Genomic DNA, 6,495 nt, shown 5'->3' on the forward strand with positions numbered 1-6,495 from the left:
GGTCCGGACCAGGCCGCGCCCGATCAGGGTGCGGTGCATGATGATCGCCAGGCCCATGCCGAGCACCAGCTCGACGGCCACGGTGACCACCGTGATCAGCATGGTCACCCCGAACGCGGTCCACCAGAACTCGTTGGTGAGCACCGTGACGTAGTTCTCCAACCCGATGAACTCACGCTGATCGGGGAAGCGCAGGTCGAAGCGCTGCAACGACAGCCAGACCGAGTAGATGATCGGGTACGCGGTCACCGCGATCATGACCAGCGCGGCGGGCGCGCAGAGCAGCAGGCCGAGCCGGCGTTCGGCTTTCTTGTTCTCGCTCAGTGGGGGCTTGCGACGGCCGCCACGTTGGGCGGGCACTGTGGCGCGCCGGCCGGTGGCGCCACTGGTCTCGTCGGCGGCGACATCGGCGCCGGTGGGCGTGGCGTTGATGCTCACGGCGTCACCTCTTCTCGCGACTGCGGGGCTCGCAAAACCGGCTCACTCCGAGCGCTCACGGCAGGACCCCCTTCGACTGGAGGGCGTCGGCGATGGCGTCGCGCAGCTCGTCGGCGGTCTGCTGCGGGCTGATCCCGGACGGCGGCGACAGGATCGCCGACATCACCGTGGAGATGCTCTGGTAGGCGGGGGTCAGCGGACGCGTCGCCGGCTCCTTCAGCTCCTCCAGGATGGTGTCCTTCATCGGGTACGCCTCGGTCATCTCCGGGTCGTCGAAGACCGCCTCGATGGTGGGCGGTACGCCGTCGTTGATGGCGGAGAACTTCTGGTGCTCGGCGCTGCGGATGCACCGGGCCGCCTCGAAGGACTGTTCGGGGTGCTTGGAGTAGGAGCTGACCGCCAGGTTGACCCCGCCGATGGTGACCTTGCTGGGGGTGCCGTCGTCGATGCCCGGGATCCGCGCCCAGCCGACCTGCTTGGCCAGCTCCGGGTTCGCCTCCTGGAGGGCCGGGTAGACGAACGGCCAGTTCACCTGGAACGCGCCGGCGCCGGACTGGAACTCCAGCCGAACGGGGTCCTCGGTGGCGTTGCTGAACGACGGCGACGTCACGCCCGACGTGGCGAACTTCTTCAGCTGCTCCAACGCCCGCACGGTGCCCTGGTCCATCACGGCCTTCGTACCGTCGTCGTTGAGGATCTTCCCGCCGGCGCTCTCGGCGAGGGTGTTGTAGAGGACGACCAGGCCCTCGTACTGGGCGCCCATGGTGAGCACCTGGTACGGCTTGCCCTGCTCCTTGAGCTGCTGGGCGGCGCTGATCATCTGGTCCCAGGTGGTCGGCGGCTGCGGCACCAGGTCCTTGCGGTACCAGAGCAGCTGGACGTTGGTGTTCTTCGGTGCCGCGTACAGCTTGTCCTCGTACCGGGCGGTGGCCAGCGGTCCGGCGAGGGTGCCCTGCTCGACCTCGGCCTTGTCCTGGCCGGTCCACTCGCGGATCCAGTCGGCGCTGGCGAACTCCTGGGTCCAGGTGACGTCCAGCCCGAGCAGGTCCATCCCGCTGTCCTCGGCGGCGAGCCGGCGCACCATCTGCACCCGCTGGTCGTCGGCCTGCCGGGGCAGCACCCGGTAGGCGATCTCGTACCGCCCCTGGGCCTGCGCGTTGCAGTCGTCGACGACCTTCTGCAGGTTCTGCTCGGGCGGGTAGTACAGGTTGATCGTCGGTGGGCCACCCGCGTCGTCGGCGCCGCACGCGGCCAGCGGCGCGACGAGTGCCAGCGCGGCAGCCGCCGCGCCCAGCCGAACAACCGGCCGGCGTCGGTGTCGAGCCGTGTCGGGGTCCGTCATCGCCCTCCCCCTCTCCTCGGCGAAAGACCGGGGAAGGGCATCCGTGCCCCGGCGCACGGCGAGCCGACTCCGAGCCGGCAAGCTGCGGAAACGCCGGCGCGGAGGCTCTGTAGCGGCTACTCTGCCCCAGCTGTGAAGCCGCGAAACCTGGCTGTCAGAGCGAGAGCCCGGCCGCCTCTGCCTGCGCCGCCGCCAGGTGCGTGATCAACTCGACTTCCTGAAAGTCGGGCCATCACCGCACCAGGGAAGCCCCGCTTTTCTGAAAGCCGAGTCGATCACGCGCGGGGACAGCGCTCCCGTGCGGAACGAGGCGCTCCCCCGCCGGCAGTCAACCGAGCTGATCAAGGAAGTGGCGAAGTCATGGGCATGTTGACCCCCCAATGGCGCAAGTCGACCCGGTCCGGCGGCAACGGTGGAGCCTGCGTCGAAGTCGCCGACAATCTGCCGAACGTGGTGCTGGTGCGCGACACCAAGGACCGCGACGGCGGCACTCTGCACGTCGACCCGGCAGCCTGGAAGGCGTTCGTCGCCTACGCCAGGCAGCACTGAACGCGAACTCGGAGATCTTGGACAGTTTCCGTCCGGGCAGAACGGAAACTGTCCAAGATCTACTCTGAAAGGTCTCGCGACCGCCGGCAGTCGCGCCCGGACCAGGCATGCTGGAACCATGCTGGCCCGTTTCAAGGATCTCTGTCTGGACGCCAACGACGCGCTGGCGCTCGGCGCCTTCTGGGCCCGGATGCTCGACGGTGACGTGGCTGACGCCGGTGACGGCGACACCCGGGTGGACCCGCGCTCCGCGCGCTCGGACGCCGAGTCGATCTGGGTGAACAGGGTGCCCGAGCCCCGGGTCGGCCGGACCCGCGTACACCTGGATCTGCGGTTGGCCGACGCGGACCCGGCGGCGCTGCTCGCGGAGGACGCCCGGCTGGTGCGCGAGCCGGACGACGACGCCGGCCGGTGGGTGCTGGCCGACCCCGACGGCAACGAGTTCTGTGCCCTCGCGGCCGACGCCGACAGCCACCCGGGCCCGTTCCAGCTGGTGGTGGACGCGCTCGACCCGGCCGCCCAGGCGATGTGGTGGGCCGGCGTGCTCGGCGGCACCGTCGAGTACGGGCCGACCGAAGCGGCGGTGCTCGGGGCCGCGGGCCTGCCCTGGGAGCGCTTTGTCTTCGACGGGGTGAGCGAGCCCAAGACGGTCAAGAACCGCATGCACTGGGACGTCGAGTTGGCCGACCCGGAGCCGACGGCGCTGATCGCGGCGGGCGCGACGCTGCTGCGGGAGCCGCTCGACGAGGCGCACTGGTGGTGGGTGCTGGCCGACCCGGAGGGCAACGAGTTCTGCGCCTTCGCACCAGAGCGCACCGGGTGAACGACCGACTACCGGGCGCGGGCGTCGTCGGCTAGCGTTTTCCTAGCGCCGCAGCCGGCGCGTTCGCCGCCGCCGTCGACACGCCTCCGGCCGACCCACGCCTGCCCGATCGGTTGGTAATCGCGGGAACGTCCCACCGCCGCTCCCCCGGTTCGGCAGGATCGTCCCAACGAGGAGGTGCCGTCGTGCAGGACACCCGCGCTCTCGCCCTGACATTCGAGGTGAGCGGCCTGCCACCGGTCAAGACCGAAGCGTTGTCCATCTTCGCCGCCGGGCATCGGCAGGCGACGAGGGTCCGCACCCTGCTCCAGGCCGCCCTCGGCGCGGCCCAGCGCACCGGCTGGACGCCGTTGCCCGGGCCGATCGAGGTGGACCTGGTGTTGCGCTGCCCGCCCGGGCACCGTACGTCCGACGCCAGCACCCTGCTCGGCGGCGTCTGCGCGGTGTTGCAGGACAAGAAGCGGGTGTCGAGCATCGGCCTCACCCACCTCGGCGTCCTGGTGGACGTCGCCCTCTACGACGACGACCGGCAGATCCGCCGGTTGTCGTACCACGAGGAGCCGGCGGAGGACTTCTCATACCAGGTGCGGGTCGCCGCCGTACCGAACGGGGTTTGACCGGCGTTCGCGGTGGGGTACCGCGGACGCCGACGAAGGGAGCACCGATGTCGGAGCCACATGTCACGCTCGACCCCCGCGGGCTCGACCCTGTGCAGCAGAAGCTGCGCGGCCCGCTGGAAGAGCAGCTCACCTCGGCGCTTCAGGCGGCCACCGACCGGGTCCGCGCCGACTACGCGGGCGAACCGGTGGAACAGGTCTGCCAGCGACTGCTGGAGGAGACCCGCTCCGGGTTGCACCCCGACATCGCCGCCGGGTTCAACCCGGACATGGACGAGTTCTGCCGGGTGGCGGTGGCGATCGTCCGGCGCGAGGCCGACTGAGCCCTCAGCGCCGGTCAGTACCGGCCGAGCTGGGCGTACGGGCTGAGCACGATGCGCGGTGACAGCGCCGGGTTCAGCCAGTTGAGCACGGCGACCAGGTGCCCGTGCGCGAGCGAGACGCAACCAGCAGTGGCGTTGCCGGCGCTGGTGCTGAACTGGTGCAGGAAGATCCCGCTGCCCTTGTTCGGCACCGGCTTCGGCACGTTCGGCGCCATGTTGTAGGTGATCACCGCGAAGTGCGTGTACGCGGGAACCTCCTGCCACAGTGCCTCGCTGGCCCCGCCCGGGTTGGTCGCACTGTGCTGGAAGGTGTTGTAGAGCGACGACGACGGGTTCTCGTTCCACCAGTCGCCGCTGACCAACCGGTGGTAGGGGTATCGCACGCCCGGGTTGGCGGCGATGCCGTACATGGTCTGACCGATCGAGTAGACGCCGGTCGGCGTGGTCGGCACCCCCTCCACGTGGTTGTCGCTGAAGCCCTTCGAGCCGATCCGGGCGGGCAACGGCGCCGAGACCGGCTGCCAACCGATGCGGGCCCGCACGAACGTCTCCACTGTGGCGTAGGTGGTGGTGTAGCTGCTCGCGCCGACGATGATCACCTGCTTCGTCTCCGTCGGCAGCGTGGTCAGCGCGCTGGCCCGGTTCTGGCGCTGCCGCCCCGGCCACTGTCGCTGCGTCGGGTCCGTGCCCCAGCCCGGCCGCAGCGGCCCGCCCGCACCGATCGCGGGCGCGGCCGGGGCGAGCACGGTCGGGGCGGCCAGACCTGCCGCCACACCGAGGAGGAAAGATCTGCGCTTCATGCCCGCCATCCTGACAGTCGAACGGACCGGCGGCCCGCCCCCACGCGCCACTGTCGACGAATTCGCGGGCGGTCAGGACCGGGTCCGCAACTACCCGGCCCTGACCCCCGGCCGTCCGACAGGGGAGCGGACAGCTCCGGCACCCGCCGCGCGGGCGTGACACGACGCCGCGCGCCACAACGGGGTGAGCCGGCCCACTCCGCACTCAGCTCCACGGTGCTCACCCGCCGAACGCCGACGCGCCCCGGCACACCCCGAAAGGCCGTGAGCGCCGGACCAGGTTAGGTGGGCTCCGACCGGCCGGACAAGCCGCGTCGGACGACCGGGGGCAGGACTTATCCCACTGTGAAAATCGGGCAGGTCGGCGTAACACGACCATGATCGCGGACGCTGTTGGGATTCCCGGACGGTCAGAAGTGCCGCAGCAGGTCACGGAACGCGGCGAGCCGCAGCACCCCGTCGTCGGTCGGGTCCAGCTCGTCGTCCTCCAGCACCCACGTGTTCGCGTTCGGGATGAACACCGCGTTCAACCCGGCCGCCCGCGCCGGCAGGATGTCGGACTTCGGGGAGTTGCCGATCATCCACGCGCCGGCCGGCGCGAAGCCGTGCTCCCGAGTGAGCCACCGATACGTGTCGACGTTCTTCTCGGCGACGATGTGCGCGGCCCCGAAGTGGTGCAGCAGGCCGCAGGCGTCCAGCTTGCGTTGCTGCTCCTCCTGGTCACCCTTGGTCAGCAGCAACAGCTCGTGCCGGCCGGCCAGGTCGTCGAGCGCGTCGGCCACCCCGGGCATCAGCTCCACCTGGTGCTCGACGAGGGCCACCGCCAACCGGTCGATCTCCTGGCGTTCGCTTTCGGTGGCCGGTCGCTCGCGCAGCCGCTCCAGACACTCGGCCAGACTGCGCAGGAAGACCTTGCTGCCGTACCCGTGCGCCACCGCGTTGGCCCGTTCGATGTCGTCGAGGACGGCCCGCAGCTCGGCCCGGTCCAGGGTGGGATGGTCCAGCCAGCCCAGGAAGTCGTCGATCACCCGCTCGAAGACCACGTTGTTCTCCCACAACGTGTCGTCCGCGTCGAAGATCAGCACCTGCGCGTCCCGCCGTGCCCCCGCACCGACCGTCATGCCATCCCCTCCCCGCGCCCACCGCCCGGCAGGCCGAGGGACAGGGTAGGCGGCCGACACCCGGCAGAGCCCATGGTTTTCCGCCCGGCGAGCGTGGTCACGGCCACCGCAGCAACCGTTGGGCGATCAACGCCTCGCGGTCCTCCTGCCCCTCGGGTCGGAGCCGGCCACCACGGGTGAGCATCACCACGCCGTGCAACAGGCTCCAACCCACCTCGGCGAGGGTGTCCGGGTCCCGCCCCTCGGCCAGCGGGGTCAGGGCCGCCCGCAGCTCCGCGAAGACCGCCCGTGGCGCGGCCGGCACACCATCCGCGCCGAGGGCCAGGTCGGGGGTCAGCGCGAGCATCGCGTCATAGACCTCAGGATTCGTGTACGCGAAGTCGAGGTACGCGGTAGCAACGGCCGGCCAGACCCCCTCGGGGCTGCCGACGCTCTCCGCGTGCGCCTCGGCCAGATCGGCGGCCAGATCGGCGAAGGCACAC

10 protein-coding genes are annotated in these 6,495 nt (G+C 70.6%); 5 read left to right on the forward strand and 5 right to left on the reverse strand.

The features are described 5' to 3' along the window. Both KBX53_RS18045 and KBX53_RS18050 read right to left on the reverse strand, forming a co-directional pair. Positions 1-438: carbohydrate ABC transporter permease (locus tag KBX53_RS18045; RefSeq protein WP_210860507.1), on the reverse strand; the 438-nt coding region annotated here is incomplete at its 3' end. A 55-nt stretch (positions 439-493) separates the two neighbouring features. After that, positions 494-1,780 carry an ABC transporter substrate-binding protein gene (locus tag KBX53_RS18050; protein WP_210860509.1) on the reverse strand — a complete coding sequence of 429 codons (1,287 nt, stop codon included), beginning with the start codon at positions 1,778-1,780 and terminating at the stop codon, positions 494-496. Between the two features lie 366 nt (positions 1,781-2,146). Between KBX53_RS18050 and KBX53_RS18055 the strand changes: the two genes are divergently transcribed. The 4 genes from KBX53_RS18055 to KBX53_RS18070 all read left to right on the forward strand — a co-directional run bounded on the left by KBX53_RS18055 (position 2,147) and on the right by KBX53_RS18070 (position 4,092). After that, complete coding sequence (locus KBX53_RS18055; RefSeq protein ID WP_210860512.1) at positions 2,147-2,329, forward strand: DUF397 domain-containing protein; 183 nt, start codon at positions 2,147-2,149, stop codon at positions 2,327-2,329. Between the two features lie 118 nt (positions 2,330-2,447). After that, complete coding sequence (locus KBX53_RS18060; RefSeq protein ID WP_210860514.1) at positions 2,448-3,152, forward strand: VOC family protein; 705 nt, start codon at positions 2,448-2,450, stop codon at positions 3,150-3,152. A 185-nt stretch (positions 3,153-3,337) separates the two neighbouring features. Continuing rightward, a complete protein-coding gene (locus KBX53_RS18065) occupies positions 3,338-3,769 on the forward strand; it encodes a hypothetical protein (RefSeq protein WP_030328697.1) in 432 nt (143 codons plus the stop codon). 47 nt (positions 3,770-3,816) lie between these two features. Continuing rightward, positions 3,817-4,092 (forward strand): hypothetical protein, encoded by a 276-nt coding sequence (locus KBX53_RS18070; protein WP_030328699.1) that lies wholly within the window; start codon positions 3,817-3,819, stop codon positions 4,090-4,092. 14 nt (positions 4,093-4,106) lie between these two features. On the opposite strand, the gene KBX53_RS18075 is transcribed toward KBX53_RS18070, so the two are convergent. After that, complete coding sequence (locus KBX53_RS18075) at positions 4,107-4,892, reverse strand: L,D-transpeptidase (protein WP_167337271.1); 786 nt, start codon at positions 4,890-4,892, stop codon at positions 4,107-4,109. Between KBX53_RS18075 and KBX53_RS18080 the strand changes: the two genes are divergently transcribed. Beyond that, positions 4,891-5,052 carry a hypothetical protein gene (locus KBX53_RS18080; protein WP_156057313.1) on the forward strand — a complete coding sequence of 54 codons (162 nt, stop codon included), beginning with the start codon at positions 4,891-4,893 and terminating at the stop codon, positions 5,050-5,052. The two genes, KBX53_RS18075 and KBX53_RS18080, sit on opposite strands and share 2 nt — an antisense overlap. A gap of 250 nt (positions 5,053-5,302) precedes the next feature. On the opposite strand, the gene KBX53_RS18085 is transcribed toward KBX53_RS18080, so the two are convergent. Beyond that, complete coding sequence (locus tag KBX53_RS18085; protein WP_030328703.1) at positions 5,303-6,013, reverse strand: HAD family hydrolase; 711 nt, start codon at positions 6,011-6,013, stop codon at positions 5,303-5,305. Positions 6,014-6,110: 97 nt separating this feature from the next. After that, on the reverse strand, positions 6,111-6,495 hold a 385-nt coding region (locus KBX53_RS18090), incomplete at its 5' end, for a TetR-like C-terminal domain-containing protein (protein ID WP_210860515.1).

Source organism: Micromonospora sp. M51 (genome assembly GCF_018070305.1).
GTDB lineage: Bacteria > Actinomycetota > Actinomycetes > Mycobacteriales > Micromonosporaceae > Micromonospora > Micromonospora parva.